The following is a 21,743-nucleotide window of genomic DNA, read 5'->3' on the forward strand; positions in this document are numbered from 1 at the left end:
CGCAGCGATGGCGAACACCACCGTGGAGATCAGGCCCGGCACCACACCCAGCCCGAAGAGGGTCAGGGTAGGAATGAGGTAAACGAAGGTCGGTACGGTCTGCATCAGATCGAGTACCGGACGCATTAATGTGTAGAACATCGGTTTGTGCGCGGCGACGATGCCCAGCGGCACGCCGATGACCACGCAGACCAGGGTCGCGAACATGACCTGGGCGAGGGTTTCCATGGTTTCCTGCCAGTACCCCAGATTGAGGATCAGCAGAAAGGAAGCGATGACGAAAACGGTCAATCCCCATTTGCGCTGGATGAAGTGCGCGAGCAGGGCAATGAGGCCGATCAAGACAAAAGGGTTGAACCAGGTGAGCGCAAACGTCACGCCGTGGATCATCGTTTCCAGGGTCACGGCGATTGCGTCGAAGGTGTTGGCGCCGTGTTGCGTCAACCATTCAACGAAGCCCGCGATGTACTGGCCTAGAGGTATTTTCTGATCAATCAGCATGGTAGTGAACGTCCGCATGCAAGGAAATAAACAGCCCGGGTGGGCGAACCCACCCGGCATAAGCGATTACTGAAGCTTGGCTTTCACGGCCTCCAGGCCAGGTTTACCGTCAATGGTGGTCACGCCAGCGAGCCAGGTATCGAGCACTTGTGGATTCTTTTTCAGCCAGGCCTTGGCGGCCGCGTCAGGCTTCATCTTGTCGTCGAGGATGTTGCCCATCAGTTCGCTTTCCATGTCGACGTTGAACTCCAGGTTCTTCAGCAACTGACCAACGTTGCTGCATTCCTCGGCGTAACCCTTGCGGGTGTTGGTCGCCACGGTCGCAGCACCGAAATCGGGGCCGAAGAAATCATCGCCACCGGTCAGGTATTGAATCTTGAAGCGCTTGTTCATCGGGTGCGGCGCCCAACCGAGGAAGACCACGGCGGTGTCGCGCTTTTGCGCGCGATCCACTTGCGAGAGCATGCCCGCTTCCGATGATTCAACCACTTTGAAACCGGCGGTCTTCAGGCCGAAGGCGTCCTTGTCGATCATGCTCTGGATCAGACGGTTGCCGTCGTTGCCAGGCTCGATGCCATAGATCTTGCCGTCGAGTTCTTTCTTGAATTTGGCGATGTCGGCGAAGTCATGCAGACCTTTGTCATACAGGGCTTGCGGCACGGCGAGGGTGTACTTGGCGCCCTTGAGGTTGGTGCGCACGGTTTCCACGGTGCCCGCGTCGCGATAGGCCTTGATGTCGTTTTCCATGGTCGGCATCCAGTTGCCGAGGAACACGTCCATGTTCTTGCCGTCGGCCAGCGACTTGTAGGTCACAGGCACGGAGATCATGGTGGTCTTGGTCTTGTAGCCGAGGGCGTTGAGGACTACGGAGGTGGTGGCGGTGGTGGCGGTGATGTCGGTCCAGCCGACATCGGAGAAGTTAACGGTACTGCATTGCGCCGGTTCTGCAGCTTGCGCCAGTAACGGCAGACTCAGCATGGCGGCCAACAACAACGACGGGGAACCTTTCATGGATGGACTCCTTGGTGTTTTTTTTGGCAGTGTTCCGACTGTGGACCACCGCACTTATAGGTTGCGGTTGGATGGCGTTCTGGAGACAGCTCTGTCACGGCGCCTTGCAATCGAGTCATAACGATCATGTACCAGTGAAAATCTGACGCCTACAGGGGGGGTCGTATCCAGTACAGGGATGGTCGTATCTAGTGTCAGTGACGTCGTTTACAGCTTTTTTCTACCCCGTTCAGCCCTCTGAGCCGCACAAAAACGGCGAAAAACCGGGGCGAAAACGGCGCGGCGCTGGTGGACATGAGTGCGTCGGTGTCAGACGCCGTGCTCCCCGATAAAAGCCTGATGATGCGGGCATTCCGGCGGATCGCAGCTTGAGCGTAGCAGCTCCGCCAGCGGGCGCTTTCGCGTCCCGGACCGGCATCCTCAGGAGCTCTGCAGCAATGGCTATCAGCGTTTTCGACCTGTTCAAAATCGGCATCGGCCCTTCCAGCTCCCACACCGTCGGGCCGATGCGTGCGGCGGCGTTGTTTGTCGAGTCGTTAAGGGGCCAGCATCAACTGGAACAGGTGCGGCGGATCGAAGTGCAGTTGTTCGGTTCACTGTCGGCCACGGGCATTGGTCACGGCAGCGACAACGCGGTGATCATGGGGCTGATGGGCGAGTGGCCGGATGCAATCGACCCGTCGCAGATCGGTCCGCGTATCCAGGCGCTGCGCGAAACTCACACGCTTTTATTGGATGGTCGTTTGTCAGTGCCGTTCGTCTGGGCGCGAGACATGCGTCTGATCGATGAGAACCTGCCGTTCCATCCCAATGCGATGACGATTGTTGCCGAGGGCGATCACGGCGAACTGCATCGCGACACCTACTATTCGGTCGGTGGGGGCTTCGTCGTGGATGAGGCGCAGGCGTCCAGTGGCGTGGTCGATCTGGATCGCACTGAACTGCCTTACGACTTTTCCAGCGCGGTTGAATTGCTGGAGCTTTGTAAAAAGAACAACCTGCGGGTCGCCGAACTGATGCTGGCCAACGAAAAGGTCTGGCGCAGTGAAGAAGAGATCCGTGCCGGCCTTATGAAACTGTGGCGAGCGATGCAGGATTGCGTCGAGCAGGGGCTGAAACACGAAGGCATCCTGCCTGGCGGTTTGAATGTACGTCGGCGTGCGGCGAAGTTGCATCGCAGTCTTCAGGAATTGGGTAAGCCCAACGTGATCGGCTCGACGCTGAGCGCGATGGAATGGGTCAACCTGTTTGCGCTGGCGGTCAATGAAGAAAACGCGGCGGGTGGGCGTATGGTCACGGCGCCGACCAATGGTGCGGCGGGGATCATCCCGGCGGTGTTGCACTACTTTATGAAGTTCAGCGAAGCGGTGACGGACGCCAACGTGGTCGACTACTTCCTCGGTGCAGCGGCGGTGGGGATTCTGTGCAAGAAGAATGCTTCGATCTCTGGCGCTGAAGTCGGCTGTCAGGGTGAGGTCGGTTCAGCGTGCGCGATGGCGGCGGCGGGGCTGGCGGAGATTCTTGGCGCTACGCCGGAGCAGTTGTGCAACGCGGCGGAGATTGGCCTGGAACATAACCTCGGGCTGACCTGCGATCCGGTCGGTGGTCTGGTGCAAGTGCCGTGCATCGAGCGCAATGCGATTGCGGCGGTGAAGGCAATCAATGCGGCGCAGATGGCGTTGCGTGGTGATGGTCAGCACTTTATTTCGCTGGATCGGGTGATTCGCACCATGCGCGATACCGGCGCGGATATGCATGACAAATATAAAGAGACATCGCGGGGTGGGTTGGCGGTCAGTGCGGTTGAGTGCTGAGTCAGTGACACCCAGGTGAATTCTTCGCGAGCAGGCTCGCTCCCACATTGGAACCTGGCGTTCACCAATTTTGTGTTCGCTGGAGATCTACTGTGGGAGCGAGCCTGCTCGCGAAGGGGCCAGACCAGTCAAAATTGCTCATCAAGTGAACACAGACAATAAACCACGCCACCTTTTAGCGCGTCGCAAACAGATAAGAGTCTTTCCCACCTGTTACAAGCGCTCAGACCCTCGACCGTCCGTCACCCGTGCTTGCGGTGACACTCCCCGCAAACTGCGCGCAGGCCAGTTCCCACAAGTGCTACCGATTTGCTCACACGCCTCGGGGCAGGGCGCTCAGCAACACTAATGGCACTTCGAAATGCCTTTCGTCGGACGGCTCGTATAGACACGTCGCGACGTCGTTTTCAGGAGTTATTGAACGGCCATCCAATTTTAGGCATGGCAATTGCTCTGTCATAACAAAGCCCGTCTCCCACGCGAGAACGCTGGCAATAACAAGAGCCTCCGCCTGAGGCCATCACCTGCTTTGTGTGAGGAGATACCGCGATGACGTCGTTCAACTCCGGGGCCCAACCCCAGAACCGTGCGCCTCAATCCATCGGCTTTCTGCTGCTGGACAATTTCACGCTGATTTCCCTGGCCTCCGCAGTAGAGCCACTGCGCATGGCCAACCAATTGTCCGGTCGCGAGCTGTATCGCTGGAGCACCCTCACCGTCGATGGCGGCCAGGTGTGGGCCAGTGACGGTCTGCAAATCACTCCCGATGCCTCCATGCACAAAGCCCCGCCACTGGACACCGTGATTGTCTGCGGCGGCATCGGTATTCAACGCACCGTGACCCGTGAACACGTCTCGTGGCTGCAAAGCCAGGCACGCCAGTCCAAGCGTCTTGGCGCCGTGTGCACCGGCAGTTGGGCATTGGCCTGCGCTGGCCTGCTCGACGGTTTCGATTGCAGCGTGCACTGGGAATGTCTGGCGGCGATGCAGGAAGCTTTTCCGCGCGTGGCCATGAGCACGCGTCTGTTCACCCTCGACCGTAACCGTTTCACCAGCTCCGGTGGCACCGCGCCGCTGGACATGATGTTGCACCTGATCAGCCGCGATCACGGTCGTGAACTGTCCGCCGCGATCTCGGAAATGTTCGTCTACGAACGCATCCGCAACGAACAGGACCACCAGCGCGTGCCACTCAAGCACATGCTCGGCACCAACCAGCCGAAATTGCAGGAAATCGTTGCGCTGATGGAAGCCAACCTCGAAGAGCCGATCGACCTTGATGAGTTGGCGGTGTACGTCGCCGTGTCGCGTCGTCAGCTGGAGCGGTTGTTCCAGAAATACCTGCATTGTTCGCCGTCGCGCTACTACCTGAAGCTGCGCCTGATCCGCGCCCGGCAGTTGCTCAAGCAGACACCGATGTCGATCATCGAAGTGGCTTCGGTGTGTGGATTCGTCTCCACGCCGCACTTCTCCAAGTGCTACCGAGAGTACTTCGGCATTCCGCCGCGTGACGAGCGCGTAGGCTCCAACACCACCCAGCAAGTGGCGATGCTGCCGCTGCCGCAGGCGATCGTGATGTCGCCGCTGTCGGGGCCGATGTCGGCGTTGAGTCAGGCGCGCAATGAGTCGACGTTTGCCAGCGTAAGGCTCTAGACCGAGTCAACTTCATCGCTGGCAAGCCAGCTCCCACAGTGGTCCGGTTGAACACAATATTTGTGTCCGGCGCAGATCCTGTGGGAGCTGGCTTGCCAGCGATAAGGGCCTGTCAGGCGCTGTGGCTTTGCTGGAAATCGGCGAGTGCCGGCAACAACTGTTTGTCGATCGCCTGGCGTACCGCCGGCTGGATGCTGGCGCCGCTGGTGTACATGTCCTTGACCATCTTGCGCAGTTCAAACGCGCGAACATTATCCAGACCGCGGACCGCGCACTCGCAAGCCTGATCGGCGGTAGTACCACTGGGTACTTGAATGCCTAATGCCTTGAGCTGGCCCAACAAATCTTCCTGATCGATCAAATCGGCATACATCATGACGCGCATCCTTCTTCGGTAACGGAGGTCGTGGCTCGATTCTGGTAGCCCCGCCGGGGCACGGCAAGGGCGTTTTGTCTGCGTGGCTGCGACGACTATGAACAGGTCGTTTTCGGCTAACTTGCCGCTCAAGAGAGTGGGCACACTGAACTCAGCTTGCAACACGAAGGTTTGGTCACCCTCGCACGGCAGCTCCTCAACAGTAGCTTGAGCCCCGATCCAGTCACGGCTGGTATCGGGGCTTTTTTTGGCCTGCTGCAAAGCGAAAGATCGCAGCCTTCGGCAGCTCCTACAGGAAACGCATTCCAATGTAGGAGCTGCCCAAGGCTGCGATCTTTTTAAGGTCTAGCGTTGCAACACGAGAATCCGCGACAACAACTCATCCCGGTCGACATAGCAGCCCTGAAAATGCCGTGCCCCCGTGCCCGGGTCAAACGCATTGCGCGCATGCAACGTGCGGCGATTATCAAAGCACCACAGTTCGCCCGCATTGAGCCGCTGCATCAACCGAAACCGTGGCTCACGCGTCATCGCAATAAACCGCCGATACGCCCGATACAACACCGGCATCTGCTCCACCGACGTATCGAACGCCCCGCGCAAAAAGTTCGCCATGCGAATTTCGGCGACTCTGCCCAGAGCGTCCAAGGCGATGATCGGCGCCAGGCAGCGATAGTCGCTATGGCGATCCTTGTTGCGAAACTCCACCGGGATTTCACACAACGCCTGGAACGCCGCCGGGTCTTCACTGCGCAGTGCGTCGGCAATCGCAAAGCCATCGACAAAAATACTCTCGCCACCCTCGGCGTCATTCACCAGGCAATGCAGAAACTGCAGGCCCGGTTGCAGCTCGCGAGTCGGCAGGTCGGTGTGCAATGGCAGATTGAAAGCGGTGTAGGCATTGCTGTCGGCATCGGCCTTGGACTGCACGTTGAACAGCACGCCGAAGTTGCTTTCACGAATGAAGGCAATACGTTGCGCGATGAGCTTCAGCGAACCGGGTTCGGTGGGTACGCCGCGCACTTGCGTCAGACCGATGTCGCGCACGGTGATCAGCCATTGCAGCAGCGCGGCGTTGTCGTTCATCAGTGCCGAATAGTCGAACACAGGCAACTGCAAATCGCTGCGCCACAGGTAAGGCTTGGGTTTGCCCGCCAGACGTTCGGCGCGGGAATCATCGTCGTAGGCGTGTGCGCGTAACCAACCGGGATCGAAGCGGCTGAGGTGGCCGTCCTGCCAGTCAATGCGCAGGCAGCCGTCAGTATCGATATGCGCGGCGACAGGCTTGAGGTCTTCAGCTGCGTCGACAATCTCGAAGACCTGTTCGCGGGTGATGTTGTAGACGCACTTCGGGCACGGGCAATTGTCCCGCAACCAGACATGGTGGAACGGGCTGATGCGCCCGTCAGCCCATTCAATGGCAACACGATCCGCCAGGGTCTGCACGCCACCGAGCGCGCTGATCAACGGATAAGTACGGAAATCGGCAACAGCGGCAGCGGTGTTCATGGCGGCTCCTTGCGATCGATGGATTTACCTTGCAGGCGGCAGCGCGATGACGCGGCCGATGTAAGCGGGAGCGGGCAAGTCTTTCTGCTCGGCGACGATGTCTTGCAGGCAGTTCAAGGTGTCCGGGCTGAAGAGCGCCGAGCGCGGACCGGCGAGGTCGACGTGCAACAGCATCTGTTCGTTGCCGGCCAGTTCCTGCTCGTCACCGACCTTGTGCAGGCTGTGATAGAGGTGCAGGCGTTTGCTGTCGTGGCCGATGATTTGCGTGTGCACTTCGACCTCGGTGTCGAGCTTAACTTCGTGCAAATAGTTGAGGTGCAGTTCGAGGGTGAACAGCGAGTGGCCGCTGGCTTCGCGGTTGTTGCTGTCCATGCCGAGGCGATCCATCAGCGCGTCGGTGGCGAAGCTGAAGATCAGCAGGTAGAAGGCGTCGCGCAGGTGACCGTTGTAGTCGACCCAGTCGGGGATGATGGTGGTTTGGTAGGTGGTGAGGTGTGGCATGGTTTGGGTTCCGGCAGTTAGGTGGTCTTCAAGATCAAAAGCTACCCCCTCACCCCAGCCCTCTCCCCCAGGGGGGAGAGGGGGAAAGGGAGCCGATCTTCAAGCTTTTCAAGTCCTGAGTTCGGCTCGGTGTAGCAAGTCGGCGTAGCTCGCAAAAACACCACGGTCAGTTCCCTCTCCCCCCGGGAGAGGGCTAGGGTGAGGGCAGCGATGTCATGCCAGACACATCACTCGCTGAAACTCATCCCATGCTTCTCCTTGGTGCTCTTCACCGCCTCCAGCACCGCCAGCAAGCAATCATCACGATAGCGCTCCAGCGCCGAAATGCTGTGACGGCCGAGCTGATCACTGGTGCCATCCACCACATCATCAATCAACTTGTCAGTCAGCTCCGGCGCCGGCAGATACGTCCATGGCAACTGCAACGCCGGGCCGAATTGCGACATGAAGTGGCGCATGCCGGCATCACCACCGGCCAGGGTGTAAGTCAGAAACGTACCCATGAACGACCAGCGCAAACCAGCGCCAAAACGAATCGCATCGTCGATCTCGCCAGTGGTCGCGACACCGTCGTTGACCAGGTGCAGAGCCTCACGCCACAGCGCTTCGAGCAAGCGGTCAGCGATAAATCCGGGCACTTCCTTGCGCACATGCAGTGGGCGCATGCCGAGGGATTCGTAGACTTTCATCGCCGCTTGCACGGCCTCGGGCGCGGTGTTCTTGCCGCCCACGACTTCGACCAGCGGCAGCAGATAAACCGGGTTGAAGGGGTGGCCTACCACGCAGCGCTCCGGGTGCGTCGAGCTTTCGTAGAACTCACTCGGCAACAGGCCCGAAGTGCTTGAGCCGATCAACGCATTCGGCTTGGCCGCGGCGCTGATTTTGCTGTGCAGATCGAGTTTCAGCTCCAGACGTTCCGGGGCGCTTTCCTGAATGAAATCGGCATCGCGCACGCACTCTTCGATGGTCGCGACAAAGCGCAGACGATCCTGCGAAGCGCCCGGCGCCAGACCGTTTTTCTCCAGCGCGCCCCAGGCATTAGCGACGCGTTTGCGCAGTGCTGCTTCGGCGCCCGGTGCCGGGTCCCAGGCCACCACGTCAAGGCCATGGGCAAGGGCGCGGGCCACCCAGCCACTGCCGATGACACCGCTGCCCAGCGCGGCGAAGGTTTTGATTTCGGTGATAAAGCTCATAGGAATTTCCCGAGGAAGTAATCCCTGTAGGAGCTGCCGGAGGCTGCGATCTCTTGATCTTGCTTCTAAAAATCAAAGTCAAAAGATCGCAGCCTTCGGCAGCTCCTACAGATTAAAAGTGGGGCCAGTCAGCCCCGTTTTGGGGATAGGTCAGCCGCGCTGGGTCAGGCCCATTTTTTTGCGGCCTTCCGCCGGGGTCAGCACGCGGGCGCCGAGGCGGCTGAGGATTTCGGTGGCGCGTTCGACCAATTGGCCGTTGGTCGCCAGCACGCCCTTGTCCAGCCACAGGTTGTCTTCCAGCCCGACCCGCACGTTGCCGCCGAGCAACACTGCTTGCGCGGCCATCGGCATCTGCATCCGGCCAATGCCAAACCCGGCCCACACCGCGTCGGCGGGCAGGTTGTCGACCATGGCTTTCATGGTGGTGGTATCCGCCGGGGCACCCCAAGGAATGCCCAGGCACAGCTGGAACAACGGGTTATCGAGCAAGCCTTCCTTGATCATCTGCTTGGCGAACCACAGGTGACCGGTGTCGAAAATCTCCAGCTCAGCCTTCACGCCCAACTCGGTGATGCGCTTGGCACCGGCCCGCAATTGCGCCGGGGTGGAGACGTAAATGGTGTCGCCATCGCCGAAGTTGAGGGTGCCGCAATCGAGAGTGCAGATTTCCGGCAGCAGTTGTTCAACGTGGGCGAGACGAGTCAACGGGCCGACCAGATCGGTGTTCGGGCCGAACTCCATCGGGTTCTCGCCGGCGCCGATCTCCAGGTCACCGCCCATGCCGGCGGTGAGGTTGACAATGATGTCGACGTCCGCCTCGCGGATGCGCTCCATCACTTCGCGGTACAGCGCCACGTCACGGCTGAACTTGCCGGTCTGGGGATCGCGCACATGACAGTGCACAACCGTGGCTCCGGCCTTGGCTGCTTCGACGGCTGCGGTCGCGATCTGTTTCGGGGTGACCGGCACGTGTGGGCTCTTGGCGGTCGTGTCGCCAGCACCGGTGAGTGCGCAGGTGATGATGACGTCGTGGTTCATGGTGCGGTTTCCTTCAGGCGTGATGGGTCTTTCCGCAGCCCTTTTCGGGGCTGCGAAGCTTCGTCCAGTTCCCTCTCCCCTTGGGAGAGGGCTAGGGTGAGGGGCTTTTAAATGAGAGGGTTATTTGCTGGTCAGCTGGAGGTTTTCAGCCGCCGGTTTGCCATCGAACGTGGTCACACCTTCGAGCCAGCGCTGCTTGTCTTCCGGGTGATCCTTGAGCCATTGCTTGGCCGATTCGAAAGCGTCCTTGTGATCGAGCAGCGGCTGCATCATCCGGCTCTCGTCCTCGGCGGTGAACGTCAGGTTGGTCAGCAGACGGCCAACGTTCGGGCACTGCTCGGCGTATTTCGGCGCGGTGACGGTCCACACGGTGGCCATGCCTTCGTTCGGGCCGAGGGCGTCGTCGCTGCCGGTCAGATAAGTCATCTTCACATTGACGTTCATCGGGTGCGGCGCCCAGCCGAAGAACACCACGGCCTCTTTGCGGCGCACGGCGCGGTCGACAGCGGCGAGCATGCCGGCCTCACTGGACTCGACCAGCTGGAATTTGCCGAGGCCGAACTGGTTTTTGGCGATCATCGCCTTGATCTGCGTGTTGGCGCCCGAGCCTGGCTCGATGCCGTAGATCTTGCCGCCCAGTTCTTTTTCGAACTTGGCGATGTCGGCGAAGGTTTTCAGGCCCTTGTCGGCCAGATAGGTCGGCACCGCGAGGGTCGCGCGGGCGTCTTTCAGGCTTGGCGCTTCGAGAACCTTGACCTGATTGGCGTCGACGAACGGGGTGATGGTCTGGGTCATCAGCGGGTTCCAGTAACCGAGGAACAGGTCCAGGCGCTGATCGCGAATCCCGGCGAAGATGATCTGCTGGGAGGCGCTGGTTTGTTTGGTGTTGTAGCCGAGGCCGTCGAGCAGGACCTGGGTCATGGCACTGGTGGCGATCACGTCGGTCCAGTTGACCACGCCCATGCGTACGTTCTGGCACGCCGCCGGGTCGGCCGCCATGACGCTGGCGCTCAAGAAAGCGGTACCGCTGAGTGCAAGAACACAGCTGCTGATCAGTCGTTTCATGTCGGGTTCCTCGGCAGGTCGTTTATTGTGGGTTCCGGCATCTGTCGTGCCGGTGATGCAAAGTTACGCAGCAATGCGCCCGTGAAAACGCACTGCGGCGACTGGCATTTGCACTGTAGCGACCTGTGCGCTTGAACGCTGACGACAATCGGCGTATCAACGAGCCACGCTCCCCTCCCTTTCGTTACCTGCGAATCGAGTGCGCACATGTCCCAGGATTTCTACTTCTTGCTGATGCCGGGGTTCTCCGCCATCGGTTTTATTTCCGCAATTGAACCGCTGCGTGTGGCCAACCGCTTTCGTGGCGAGTTGTACCGCTGGCATGTGTTGAGTGCTGATGGCGGGGCGGTGTTGGCGAGCAACGGCATGTCGGTCAACGCCGACGCGGCACTGGAGCCGTTGAAGAAAGGCGCGACGCTGCTGGTGGTGGCCGGGTTTGAGCCGCTCAAGTTCGCCACGCCAACCCTGGAGCACTGGTTGCGGCGGCTGGATAACGACGGCGTGACCCTCGGCGCCATCGACACCGGTAGCTTTGTCCTCGCTGAAGCGGGCCTGCTCGACGGTCATCGCCTGACCTTGCACTGGGAAGCCATCGACGCGTTCAAGGAATCTTATCCACAGCTCAGCGTGACCCAGGAACTGTTCGAGATCGACCGCCGGCGCATCACCTCGGCGGGCGGCACGGCGTCCATCGATTTAATGCTCGATCTGATCGCCCAGGCCCACGGCCCGCAACTGGCGATTCAGGTCAGCGAGCAATTTGTGCTGGGGCGCATCCGCCCGCGCAAAGATCACCAGCGCATGGAAGTCGCCACGCGTTACGGCATCAACAACAAGAAACTGGTGCAAGTGATCGGCGAGATGGAGCAGCACAGCGAACCGCCGCTGACTACGCTGCAATTGGCGGAATCGATCAAGGTGACGCGTCGGCAACTGGAGCGCTTGTTTCGGCTGCACCTGAACGACACGCCGAGCAATTTCTACCTGCGTCTGCGCCTGGAAAAGGCCCGGCAACTGCTGCGCCAGACTGACATGAGCGTGCTCGAAGTCAGCATCGCCTGCGGCTTCGAATCGCCGTCCTACTTCACCCGCAGCTACCGCGCCAAATTTGCCCGCTGCCCGCGCGAAGACCGCCGTACCGCCCTGGCCTAAAATCAAAAGATCGCAGCCTTCGGCAGCTCCTACAGGGAAATACATTCCAATGTAGGAGCTGCCGAAGGCTGCGATCTTTTGATCTTGCTGTTAGTTACTTCTTCATCAACGCCGAACACGCCGCCTTATAAGCCTCATGCTGATACTTGTTCAACGTCCCCGGCAGCTCGAAATTATGCTTCTTCGCCTGCGCATTGATCGTCTGCGGCGACAACAACGTCACCTCACAGCCATCCAGCAACTGCAAAATCCCCTCAATCTTGAACGTCGTCGGCCCACCGGCAAATTCACCCTTTTTGCTGCGCTTTTTGATCGCAATCCGGTCAATCGAGTTCTCGCGCACAAACGACGCAACCTGCGCTGCGAACAGCTTCACGTTGGCCGCCTCGTCATCGTCTTCGAGGGCGATTTTCTTGGTAGCAAGGGGAACGTAGCTCAATGCCGAACCGTCGAGAGCGGCCACGGCGATGATCGCTTCGCTGCCTTTGATTTCGATGCCGCAGATGTTCATGGGGAATTCCTTGAAGTGAAGAGGGCAGCTTACAGCTCAAGCTGATTGGCGGTGATGCCGAACGCCGACGCAATTTTCTCGCGAGTGGCCTTGCGTGGCTTGGCGACTGTTTCCTGCTGGGCAAACGCCGGTTGCGAAATACCCATGCGTTTAGCGACTTCTTCCTGAGTCAGGTTGAGGTGTTCGCGCCAGGCACGGATCGGTGTTGCCCCATCGACCATCCGGCTGACGACCTCATGGGGAATCAGGTCGGGCTGCATTTTTTGCGCAACGTACTGCGCGTAGGGAATGACGACGAAGGCGGGGTTGCCCTCGGCGTCGTTGATGATTTGGATGTCAGTAGGTGCGTTCATCGCGTTTCTTGACCTCTTGAATACTGACCACTTTGATTGCGCCATCCCAGTCGAACATGACTCGATAATTACCGACACGCAGGCGGTAGGAGTAGTCATGGCCAATCAGTGCTTTGACATTGCCCACATCAGGCATGTCGGCAAGCGCCGTAACGGCATCTCGAACCTGTACCTGATGCACAGAGTGCAATTTCAAGAGTTGCTTAACGGCCTTTCGTGTCCAGTGGATGCTGTTCATGGAAGAATATAAGTCTTTTATAAGATTCGCGAATCTTTGCTTATATTTTTAAGGTGGCCAATCAAGAACAGTTGTCAGGATATTGCGTGAAGCGCCCGTAGATCGGGGCTTTCACGCAATAGGTGTAGGCGAAGTCGGCATGTGCCGTAAGAAGAAGAGATTCACGAGGCAATTGCAGAAAACAGTGCCAATTTTCCTTCAAATTGTGAGGACTATTCCTGCCCAATCGACTCCAAAAACTCCGACCGTTCATCACTCATCCTCGCGATGCAGTCATTCTGCGCAATCGTAAACGCCTTGCTGCCAGCGGTAGCCGGGAACGCTTCCACTGCGCAATCCGCATCCCGGGTCTTCAGCCACTGCTGCTGAGCGGTCTTCATCTTGGCGGTAATGTCCGCCAATTGCGTCGGGTTCTTGCCATACGCCGTCTGCATGCGTTCGGTCAGGCTGGCGTAGTTGTCCTTGAGCAGGTCTTCTGCAGTAGTGCGGCTGTAGGTCGAGCATTCCAGGGTCTGGACGTCGTTTTCGACGGCGTCGCAGGGGTTGTTGTCGGATTCTTCGGCGGCGTGTACGCCGGTCGCAAGCAAAGCCAAAGCCAGGAAGATCGATTTCATTGTTGTCGCCGCTCTAATCCAGTGGTGTTTCCAAGATGCGCCAGATTCTGGCTCAAGCTGGCGGGCTTGAACAGGTAGCTGATCGGAGCGTCTGGCGACCCTTTGTCGCGGATTGACGCTTTCGGCAATTCCCCTGTCGTTTTTGCACCCGGTCGCCCCGGCACCGAGGCATATGCTGGCCCCAAAGCGCCGGCAGACGATTCGGCGCATGAATCGCCAATAAGGGGACGCCTGATGAGCCCAGCCGAATTACACGCCGACAGCATCGTTATCGACGGTCTGATCATTGCCAAATGGAACCGCGAGCTGTTCGAAGACATGCGCAAGGGCGGTCTGACGGCAGCCAACTGCACTGTGTCGGTGTGGGAAGGCTTTCAGGCGACCGTGAACAACATCGCTGCCAGCCAGAAGCTGATCCGCGAAAACAGCGACTTGGTGATGCCGGTGCGCACCACCGCCGACATCCGTCGCGCCAAAGAACAGGGCAAGACCGGCATCCTCTTCGGCTTCCAGAATGCTCACGCCTTTGAAGACCAGATCGGCTATGTCGAGGTGTTCAAGCAGCTCGGCGTTGGCATCGTGCAGATGTGCTACAACACCCAGAATCTGGTCGGCACCGGTTGCTACGAACGTGACGGCGGCTTGTCGGGTTTCGGTCGCGAAATCGTTGCCGAGATGAACCGCGTCGGCGTCATGTGCGACCTGTCCCACGTCGGTTCCAAGACTTCTGAAGAAGTCATCCTCGAATCGAAAAAACCGGTCTGCTATTCCCACTGCCTGCCGTCGGGTCTCAAAGAGCACCCGCGCAACAAATCCGATGAAGAACTGAAGTTTATTGCCGACCACGGCGGTTTCGTCGGCGTGACCATGTTCGCGCCGTTCCTCGCCAAGGGCATTGATTCGACCATCGACGACTACGCCGAAGCGATCGAATACGTGATGAACATCGTCGGCGAAGACGCCATCGGCATCGGCACCGACTTCACCCAGGGTCACGGTCAGGACTTCTTCGAATACCTGACCCACGACAAGGGCTACGCCCGCCGTCTGACCAGCTTTGGCAAGATCATCAACCCGCTGGGCATCCGCACCGTCGGCGAGTTCCCGAACCTGACCGAAACCCTGCTCAAGCGCGGCCATTCCGAGCGCGTCGTGCGCAAGATCATGGGCGAGAACTGGGTCAACGTCTTGAAAGACGTCTGGGGCGAGTAACGCTGACTCAAGACCGCCGCCGAACTGCCCCCTCTCCTGCGGGAGAGGGCTGGGGTGAGGGCAGCGGTCACCACTGAATCCACTATTTTTTCTGGAGTTAAGTTTCCATGGCCAAGATCGCCCCGCAATTGCCAATCGAAGTCGACAGCGAGACCGGTGTCTGGACCTCCGACGCCCTGCCGATGCTCTACGTGCCGCGTCACTTCTTCGTCAACAACCACATGGGCATCGAGGAGGTTTTGGGCGCTGACGCCTACGCCGAGATCCTCTACAAGGCCGGCTACAAGTCCGCTTGGCACTGGTGCGAGAAAGAAGCCGAATGCCACGGTCTGGAAGGCGTCGCGGTGTTCGAACACTACATGAAGCGCCTGTCGCAACGCGGCTGGGGCCTGTTCAAGATCCAGGACATCGACCTCGACAAAGGCACCGCCAGCGTCAAGCTCGAACACTCGGCGTTCGTCTACGTCTACGGCAAGGTCGGGCGCAAGGTCGACTACATGTTCACCGGTTGGTTTGCCGGTGCGATGGACCAGATTCTTGAGGCACGCGGCAGCAAGATTCGCACGGTTGCCGAACAAGTCTACGGTGGCTCCGAAGAAGGCCACGACGACGGCCTGTTCACCGTCAAGCCGTTGTAAGTCGAGGAACCCGCCATGGCTTTCGAAGCAATGTTTCAGCCGATCCAGATCGGCAAACTGACCATCCGCAACCGCGTGCTCAGTACCGCGCACGCCGAGGTCTACGCGACTGACGGTGGCATGACCACCGAGCGCTACGTCAAGTATTACGAAGAGAAAGCCAAGGGCGGTATCGGCCTGGCGATCTGTGGCGGCTCCTCCGTGGTCGCCATCGACAGCCCGCAGCAGTGGTGGAGTTCGGTCAACCTGTCGACCGACCGGATCATTCCGCACTTCCAGAATCTCGCTGACGCCATGCACAAGCATGGCGCCAAGATCATGATTCAGATTACCCACATGGGCCGGCGCTCGCGCTGGGACGGTTTCCACTGGCCGACCCTGATGTCGCCGTCGGGCATCCGTGAACCGGTACACCGCGCGACCTGCAAAACCATCGAGCCGGAAGAAATCTGGCGGGTGATCGGCAACTACGCCCAGGCTGCACGCCGGGCCAAGGCCGGTGGTCTCGACGGCGTTGAACTGTCGGCAGTGCACCAGCACATGATCGACCAGTTCTGGAGCCCGCGCGTCAACAAGCGTACCGACGAATGGGGCGGCACCTTCGAAGGCCGGATGAAGTTCGGCCTGGAAGTGTTGAAAGCCGTGCGCGCCGAGGTCGGTGACGATTTTTGCGTGGGCATGCGTCTGTGCGGTGACGAGTTCCACCCGGACGGTTTGTCCCACGAAGACATGAAGCAGATCGCCAAGTATTACGACGACACCGGCATGCTCGACTTCATCGGCGTCGTCGGCTCGGGTTGTGACACGCACAACACCCTGGCCAACGTGATCCCGAACATGAGTTATCCACCGGAGCCGTTCCTGCATCTGGCCGCCGGGATCAAGGAAGTGGTCAAGGTGCCGGTGCTGCACGCACAGAACATCAAGGACCCGAACCAGGCCACGCGCATTCTCGAGGGTGGTTATGTCGACATGGTCGGCATGACCCGCGCGCACATCGCCGACCCGCACCTGATCGCCAAGATCAAGATGGGCCAGATCGATCAGATCAAACAGTGCGTCGGCGCCAACTATTGCATCGACCGCCAGTACCAAGGTCTGGACGTGCTGTGTATCCAGAACGCCGCGACGTCCCGTGAATACATGGGCGTGCCGCACATCATCGAGAAATCCACCGGGCCGAAACGCAAGGTTGTGATTGTTGGTGCCGGCCCTGCCGGGATGGAAGCGGCACGCGTTGCTGCCGAGCGTGGCCACGACGTGACCCTGTTCGAGAAGAAAGAATTCATCGGCGGGCAGATCACGACCGCCTCGAAAGCGCCGCAGCGTGACCAGATCGCCGGTATTACTCGCTGGTTCCAGCTGGAACTGGCGCGGCTGAAAGTCGATCTGCGCCTGGGCACGGCGGCTGATGCCGACACCATTATGGACTTGCGTCCGGACGTGGTGGTGCTGGCGGTCGGCGGGCATCCGTATCTGGAGCAGAACGAACACTGGGGCGCCGCCGAAGGGCTGGTGGTCAGCAGCTGGGACGTGCTCGACGGCAAGGTTGCGCCGGGCAAGAACGTGCTGGTCTACGACACCATTTGCGAGTTCACCGGGATGTCGGTTGCCGACTTCCTCGCCGACAAGGGCAGCCAGGTCGAGATCGTCACCGACGACATCAAACCGGGCGTGGCCATCGGCGGTACGTCGTTCCCGACCTACTACCGCAGCATGTACCCGAAAGAAGTGATCATGACCGGCGACATGATGCTGGAGAAGGTCTACCGCGAAGGCGACAAACTGGTCGCGGTGCTGGAGAACGAATACACCGGCGCCAAAGAGGAGCGGGTGGTCGATCAGGTGGTGGTGGAAAACGGCGTGCGTCCGGATGAGGAAATCTACTACGCGCTCAAAGAGGGTTCGCGCAACAAGGGCCAGATCGACGTCGAGGCGTTGTTCGCGATCCAGCCGCAACCTTCGCTGAGCGAGGCGGGCGACGGCTACTTGCTGTTCCGCATCGGCGACTGCGTGGCGCAGCGCAATACCCATGCCGCGATCTACGACGCCCTGCGGCTCTGCAAGGATTTCTAAAACTTGTATAAAACCCTGTAGGAGCTGCCGAAGGCTGCGATCTCTTGATCTTGCTTTGAACAAAAAAGTCAAAAGATCGCAGCCTGCGGCAGCTCCTACATATAGATCGTGTTTCTCCAGGTTGTACTGGTGGGAGCTTCACCATGTTGAACACCCTTCTTCCAATCCTGTTGTTCGCAGCTATCGGCCTTGGTGTCCTTGGCGCGTTGCGGCGGGTGGCCATGTGGCGTCGGGGCCGGGCCTCGAAGGTCGATCTGATCGGCGGCCTGTTGGCCATGCCCAAGCGCTACATGGTCGACTTGCACCATGTTGTGGCGCGGGACAAATACATCGCCAACACCCACGTCGCCACGGCGGGCGGTGCGGTAGCGTCGATTGTGCTGGCGCTGTTGGTGCACGGTTTCGGCCTGCACAACCGCATCCTCGGTTACGCCTTGCTGCTGATGACGGCGGTGATGTTCGTCGGCGCGATCTTCGTGTATCTGCGTCGGCGCAACCCGCCCGCGCGGTTGTCGAAAGGCCCGTGGATGCGCCTGCCGAAAAGTCTGTTGGCGTTCTCGGCGTCGTTCTTTCTGCTGACCTTGCCAGTGGCTGGAATCCTTCCGGAGAACTTCGGCGGCTGGATGCTCGCGGTCATCCTCGGGATTGGTGTGCTGTGGGGCGTGTCGGAACTGTTCTTCGGCATGACTTGGGGCGGGCCGATGAAGCACGCCTTCGCCGGCGCCTTGCACTTGGCCTGGCACCGTCGCGCTGAACGTTTTGGTGGTGGTCGTTCCACGGGTTTGAAGCCTTTGGATTTGAACGATCCGAGTGCGCCGCTGGGTGTTGAGAAACCCAAGGATTTCACCTGGAACCAGTTGCTCGGTTTCGACGCCTGCGTGCAATGCGGCAAGTGCGAAGCCGCGTGCCCGGCGTTCGCCGCCGGCCAGCCGCTGAACCCGAAAAAGCTGATTCAGGACATGGTCGTCGGCCTCGCTGGCGGCACCGATGCCAAATTCGCTGGCAGTCCTTATCCGGGCAAACCGGTGGGCGAACACAGCGGCAATCCACATCAACCGATCGTCAACGGTCTGGTCGACGCCGAAACCCTGTGGTCGTGCACCACCTGCCGCGCCTGCGTCGAGGAATGCCCGATGATGATCGAGCACGTCGATGCCATCGTCGACATGCGCCGTCACCTGACCCTGGAAAAAGGCGCGACGCCGAACAAGGGCGCCGAAGTCCTCGAAAATCTCATTGCCACCGACAACCCCGGCGGTTTCGCCCCGGGCGGGCGGATGAACTGGGCGGCGGATCTGAACCTCAACCTGCTCAGCGAAAAGAAATCCACCGACGTGCTGTTCTGGGTCGGCGACGGTGCCTTCGACATGCGTAACCAGCGCACATTGCGCGCGTTCGTCAAAGTGCTGAAAGCGGCGAAAATCGACTTTGCCGTGCTCGGCCTTGAAGAGCGTGACAGCGGCGACGTGGCCCGCCGATTGGGCGATGAAGCGACCTTCCAGTTGCTCGCCAGACGCAACATCCAGACCTTGGCCAAATACAATTTCAACCGCATCGTCACCTGTGATCCGCACAGCTTCCATGTGCTGAAAAACGAGTACGGCGCGTTTGATGGCAACTACCTGGTGCAGCACCACAGCACCTACATGGCGGAAATCATTCAGGCCGGTGCGCTGAATATCGGACAGCACAAAGGCAACAGCGTGACCTATCACGATCCGTGCTACCTCGGCCGCTACAACGGCGAGTACGAAGCGCCGCGTGAAGTGCTGCGCGCCCTCGGTATTGAAGTGAAAGAGATGCAACGTTCCGGCTTCCGTTCGCGCTGCTGCGGCGGCGGTGGCGGGGCGCCGATCACTGACATTCCGGGCAAGCAACGGATTCCCGACATGCGCATGGAAGACATCCGCGAGACCGGCGCCGAACTGGTGGCCGTGGGTTGTCCACAGTGCACGGCGATGCTCGAAGGCGTGGTCGAACCGCGTCCGCTGATCAAGGACATCGCCGAACTGGTCGCCGACGCGTTGCTTGAAGACGCTGCGCCAAGCAAGCCTGCGACCCCGGCCAAACGTGAACCTGCGGAGGCCCACTGATGAGCGACATTATCCGCCGCGACCCGCGCGCCGAATGGATTGCGCGTAACCGTTTGCATCCGCTACACGCGGCCATGCAACCGGCGCAACACAGTTGGATGGGGCCGAACGGCGTCATCCGCAAGAACCTGCATGGCATCGGCTTTATCGGCCCTAACGGCCTCAAACGGATCGACCGCAGTGGCGCGCAACAGGGCGGGGCGGTCAAACGCTCGGCCACGGTTGAAGTGCAATTGCCGCTGCATCAGGTGCCGGCCCCGGCGTACTACATCAGCGTGGTGCCAGACATGGTTGGCGGTCGCTTGAGCAGCCACGACCGTGACTTGCTCGGTCTCGCCCATCAGCTTGCCGGTCAGGACGGCGCGGTGTTGGCGGTGGTCTTTGGTGAGCACAAGGAAAATGCTTTCGCCATCGCCGGCGTGGATCGCTTGCTGGTGCTCGACGGCGAACAGTTCAGCGGTTATGCACCGGAGCAACGCGTGCAAGGTTTGCGTGCTGTGGATAACCAGTTCAACCCGCGTCATTGGTTGCTGCCGGACAGCCGCAGCGGTGGTGGTGAACTCGGTCGGCGCTTTGCCGCGGCACTGGGCGAGCGCCCGGCGACGCGGGTCTGGCAGGTCAAGGATCAGGAATGCATCGGCCGCGCTGGCGCTGGGCTGCAAGACCTCGCCCGTCCGGTTGCACGGTTGATTCTGGCGGCGACGGAATGCGCCGAGCCCGTCAGCGAAACCCGTCATGAAGCCTTGCCGGTTGAATTATCCACAGGCGTCGTGCGAAGTCTGTCCCGGATTGAAGATCTCGGTGCGGTGGCGGTAGACCCAGCATCGATTCCGATGGCCGAAGCCGAGTTTATTTTTTCCGGCGGCAACGGCGTCAAGGACTGGGCACTGTTCCACGAAACGGCGGCGGCACTCGGTGCTACCGAAGGCGCGTCGCGGGTCGCCGTCGACGATGGCTTCATGGCCCGTGATCGCCAGGTCGGCGCGTCCGGCACTTGGGTTACCGCGCGGGTCTATGTAGCTGTGGGTATCTCCGGCGCGATCCAGCATCTGCAAGGTATTGGCGCCTGCGACAAAGTCGTGGCGATCAATCTCGATCCGGGTTGCGACATGATCAAGCGCGCCGACCTCTCGGTGATTGGCGAGAGCGCAGAGATTCTGCAAGCGTTGATCGAAGCGGTCGCGGCTTACCGCAACGACGCCAAGCGCGATGCGGCTTAAGGAAACGCTATGAACACGAAAGTTATCAGTCTGGTGTCAATTGGCGCCCACCCGACCTCCGGGCGGCCGCGCCGCGCCGATCAGGACGCACGCGCCGTGGAACTGGGTTTGCAACTGGCTGGGGATAACCTGCAGGTGTTGCATGCCGGCGACGTGGCGGAACCGGCCTTGCGCGCCTATCTCGGCATGGGCCTTGAGCAGATGCATGTGTTGGAACAGCCCGCGGGTGCCGATGCATTGCCAGCGTTGACTGAGTATCTGCGCGATGCTGGTGCGCAAGTGGTGCTGACCGGCAGCCAGGCGGAAACCGGCGAAGGTTCGGGGATGTTGCCGTTCCTGCTGGCGGAAGGTCTGGGCTGGCCGCTGGTGGTCGGATTGGCGCAGGTCGAGTCGATCAACGACGGCTCGGCGCTGGTGCTGCAGGCATTACCGCGCGGGCAGCGGCGGCGGTTGAAGGTCAAGCTGCCGTTTCTGGCGACTGTGGATAACGCTGCGCCGAAGCCTCGGCAAAGTGCTTATGGACCGGCGCGACGCGGGGTCTTGCAGGCTGAAGACATCGAAGTGGTGGACGATGAGTTGCTCGCGGTTGCCACTTTGCAAGCGGCCAAGCCTCGGCCCAAACGCTTGAAGGTGATCAAGGCCAAAAGCGGGGCGGACCGGATGAAAGCCGCAACGGCCAAGGCCAGTGGGGGCGGGGGGCGGGTGCTCAAGGGTGTTACTGCGCAGGCTGGTGCTGAAGCGATCCTCAAGCTGCTGATTGAAGAAGGTGTGGTTCGCTGAAAAGCCCCTCACCCTAGCCCTCTCCCAGAGGGAGAGGGGACCGACCGAGTGGTATTGGCTAATTACATCGACCTGCGATTGCGCGGTGACCTTGGCTTGGCCAAGCCTGAGATCGCAATGTTCGTTCAGGTCGATGAAGTTCAAACAGGCGATTCGGTCGGCTCCCTCTCCCTCTGGGAGAAGGGCTGGGGTGAG

Annotated in this window: 20 protein-coding genes and 1 pseudogene; 9 read left to right on the top strand and 12 right to left on the bottom strand. The window is 60.0% G+C overall.

What is annotated here, in order from left to right; all coding sequences use genetic code 11:
• Both ACIF4X_RS11805 and ACIF4X_RS11810 read right to left on the bottom strand, forming a co-directional pair.
• Nucleotides 1-501: pseudogene (locus ACIF4X_RS11805) on the bottom strand (choline ABC transporter permease subunit); the annotation flags it as partial.
• 66 nt (nucleotides 502-567) lie between these two features.
• Nucleotides 568-1,512 carry a choline ABC transporter substrate-binding protein gene (locus ACIF4X_RS11810; RefSeq protein ID WP_034153600.1) on the bottom strand — a complete coding sequence of 315 codons (945 nt, stop codon included), beginning with the start codon at nucleotides 1,510-1,512 and terminating at the stop codon, nucleotides 568-570.
• A gap of 437 nt (nucleotides 1,513-1,949) precedes the next feature.
• Here ACIF4X_RS11810 and ACIF4X_RS11815 point away from each other — a divergent pair, with 437 nt between their 5' ends.
• Nucleotides 1,950-3,326, top strand: a complete 1,377-nt coding sequence (locus ACIF4X_RS11815) for an L-serine ammonia-lyase (RefSeq protein ID WP_397482261.1) — start codon at nucleotides 1,950-1,952, stop codon at nucleotides 3,324-3,326.
• Nucleotides 3,327-3,875: 549 nt separating this feature from the next.
• Nucleotides 3,876-4,979: a GlxA family transcriptional regulator gene (locus ACIF4X_RS11820; protein WP_007949927.1), complete on the top strand. Its 1,104-nt coding sequence runs from the start codon at nucleotides 3,876-3,878 to the stop codon at nucleotides 4,977-4,979.
• Between the two features lie 112 nt (nucleotides 4,980-5,091).
• Here the strand turns inward: ACIF4X_RS11820 and ACIF4X_RS11825 are convergent, their stop codons facing one another.
• The 6 genes from ACIF4X_RS11825 to ACIF4X_RS11850 form a co-directional block, all read right to left on the bottom strand.
• Entirely contained in the window at nucleotides 5,092-5,355 is a 264-nt protein-coding gene (locus ACIF4X_RS11825; protein WP_095112758.1) for a hypothetical protein, read from the bottom strand.
• A gap of 345 nt (nucleotides 5,356-5,700) precedes the next feature.
• On the bottom strand, nucleotides 5,701-6,864 hold the full coding sequence (locus ACIF4X_RS11830; RefSeq protein WP_397482262.1) for a gamma-butyrobetaine dioxygenase: 1,164 nt from the start codon (nucleotides 6,862-6,864) through the stop codon (nucleotides 5,701-5,703).
• A 24-nt stretch (nucleotides 6,865-6,888) separates the two neighbouring features.
• Nucleotides 6,889-7,365 (bottom strand): thioesterase family protein, encoded by a 477-nt coding sequence (locus tag ACIF4X_RS11835; RefSeq protein WP_397482263.1) that lies wholly within the window; start codon nucleotides 7,363-7,365, stop codon nucleotides 6,889-6,891.
• Between the two features lie 227 nt (nucleotides 7,366-7,592).
• Nucleotides 7,593-8,558, bottom strand: coding sequence for an L-carnitine dehydrogenase (locus ACIF4X_RS11840; protein ID WP_095112755.1), 966 nt, complete (start codon nucleotides 8,556-8,558; stop codon nucleotides 7,593-7,595).
• Between the two features lie 150 nt (nucleotides 8,559-8,708).
• Nucleotides 8,709-9,596: a 3-keto-5-aminohexanoate cleavage protein gene (locus ACIF4X_RS11845; RefSeq protein WP_397482264.1), complete on the bottom strand. Its 888-nt coding sequence runs from the start codon at nucleotides 9,594-9,596 to the stop codon at nucleotides 8,709-8,711.
• Between the two features lie 120 nt (nucleotides 9,597-9,716).
• Nucleotides 9,717-10,661, bottom strand: a complete 945-nt coding sequence (locus ACIF4X_RS11850) for a choline ABC transporter substrate-binding protein (protein WP_397482265.1) — start codon at nucleotides 10,659-10,661, stop codon at nucleotides 9,717-9,719.
• 207 nt (nucleotides 10,662-10,868) lie between these two features.
• Between ACIF4X_RS11850 and ACIF4X_RS11855 the strand changes: the two genes are divergently transcribed.
• Nucleotides 10,869-11,813 (top strand): GlxA family transcriptional regulator, encoded by a 945-nt coding sequence (locus ACIF4X_RS11855; RefSeq protein ID WP_397482266.1) that lies wholly within the window; start codon nucleotides 10,869-10,871, stop codon nucleotides 11,811-11,813.
• Nucleotides 11,814-11,907: 94 nt separating this feature from the next.
• Here ACIF4X_RS11855 and ACIF4X_RS11860 read toward each other — a convergent pair whose 3' ends face one another.
• The 4 genes from ACIF4X_RS11860 to ACIF4X_RS11875 all read right to left on the bottom strand — a co-directional run bounded on the left by ACIF4X_RS11860 (nucleotide 11,908) and on the right by ACIF4X_RS11875 (nucleotide 13,529).
• Nucleotides 11,908-12,324, bottom strand: a complete 417-nt coding sequence (locus ACIF4X_RS11860; protein WP_397482267.1) for a DUF3010 family protein — start codon at nucleotides 12,322-12,324, stop codon at nucleotides 11,908-11,910.
• 29 nt (nucleotides 12,325-12,353) lie between these two features.
• Nucleotides 12,354-12,677 carry a helix-turn-helix domain-containing protein gene (locus tag ACIF4X_RS11865; protein ID WP_122596526.1) on the bottom strand — a complete coding sequence of 108 codons (324 nt, stop codon included), beginning with the start codon at nucleotides 12,675-12,677 and terminating at the stop codon, nucleotides 12,354-12,356.
• A complete protein-coding gene (locus ACIF4X_RS11870; protein WP_007911254.1) occupies nucleotides 12,661-12,915 on the bottom strand; it encodes a type II toxin-antitoxin system RelE/ParE family toxin in 255 nt (84 codons plus the stop codon). The genes ACIF4X_RS11865 and ACIF4X_RS11870 overlap by 17 nt, the downstream gene beginning before the upstream one ends.
• A 212-nt stretch (nucleotides 12,916-13,127) precedes the next feature.
• A complete protein-coding gene (locus tag ACIF4X_RS11875) occupies nucleotides 13,128-13,529 on the bottom strand; it encodes a lysozyme inhibitor LprI family protein (RefSeq protein WP_397482268.1) in 402 nt (133 codons plus the stop codon).
• 234 nt (nucleotides 13,530-13,763) lie between these two features.
• On the opposite strand from ACIF4X_RS11875, the gene ACIF4X_RS11880 reads away from it, so the two are divergent.
• From ACIF4X_RS11880 to ACIF4X_RS11905, 6 genes are all read left to right on the top strand, one after another.
• A complete protein-coding gene (locus tag ACIF4X_RS11880) occupies nucleotides 13,764-14,741 on the top strand; it encodes a dipeptidase (protein ID WP_007911246.1) in 978 nt (325 codons plus the stop codon).
• Nucleotides 14,742-14,848: 107 nt separating this feature from the next.
• Entirely contained in the window at nucleotides 14,849-15,379 is a 531-nt protein-coding gene (locus ACIF4X_RS11885; RefSeq protein ID WP_005792152.1) for a DUF5943 domain-containing protein, read from the top strand.
• Nucleotides 15,380-15,394: 15 nt separating this feature from the next.
• Nucleotides 15,395-17,455: a dimethylglycine demethylation protein DgcA gene (gene dgcA, locus ACIF4X_RS11890; RefSeq protein WP_397482269.1), complete on the top strand. Its 2,061-nt coding sequence runs from the start codon at nucleotides 15,395-15,397 to the stop codon at nucleotides 17,453-17,455.
• A 143-nt stretch (nucleotides 17,456-17,598) separates the two neighbouring features.
• Complete coding sequence (dgcB, locus tag ACIF4X_RS11895; protein ID WP_397482270.1) at nucleotides 17,599-19,548, top strand: dimethylglycine demethylation protein DgcB; 1,950 nt, start codon at nucleotides 17,599-17,601, stop codon at nucleotides 19,546-19,548.
• Nucleotides 19,548-20,768 (top strand): electron transfer flavoprotein subunit alpha/FixB family protein, encoded by a 1,221-nt coding sequence (locus ACIF4X_RS11900; protein WP_397482271.1) that lies wholly within the window; start codon nucleotides 19,548-19,550, stop codon nucleotides 20,766-20,768. The genes dgcB and ACIF4X_RS11900 overlap by 1 nt, the downstream gene beginning before the upstream one ends.
• A 9-nt stretch (nucleotides 20,769-20,777) precedes the next feature.
• Nucleotides 20,778-21,548 (top strand): electron transfer flavoprotein subunit beta, encoded by a 771-nt coding sequence (locus ACIF4X_RS11905; protein WP_397482272.1) that lies wholly within the window; start codon nucleotides 20,778-20,780, stop codon nucleotides 21,546-21,548.
• Nucleotides 21,549-21,743: the final 195 nt, after the last annotated feature.

The sequence above is a fragment of the Pseudomonas sp. NPDC085632 genome, assembly GCF_044541255.1.
In the GTDB taxonomy this organism is placed as follows: Bacteria; Pseudomonadota; Gammaproteobacteria; order Pseudomonadales; family Pseudomonadaceae; genus Aquipseudomonas.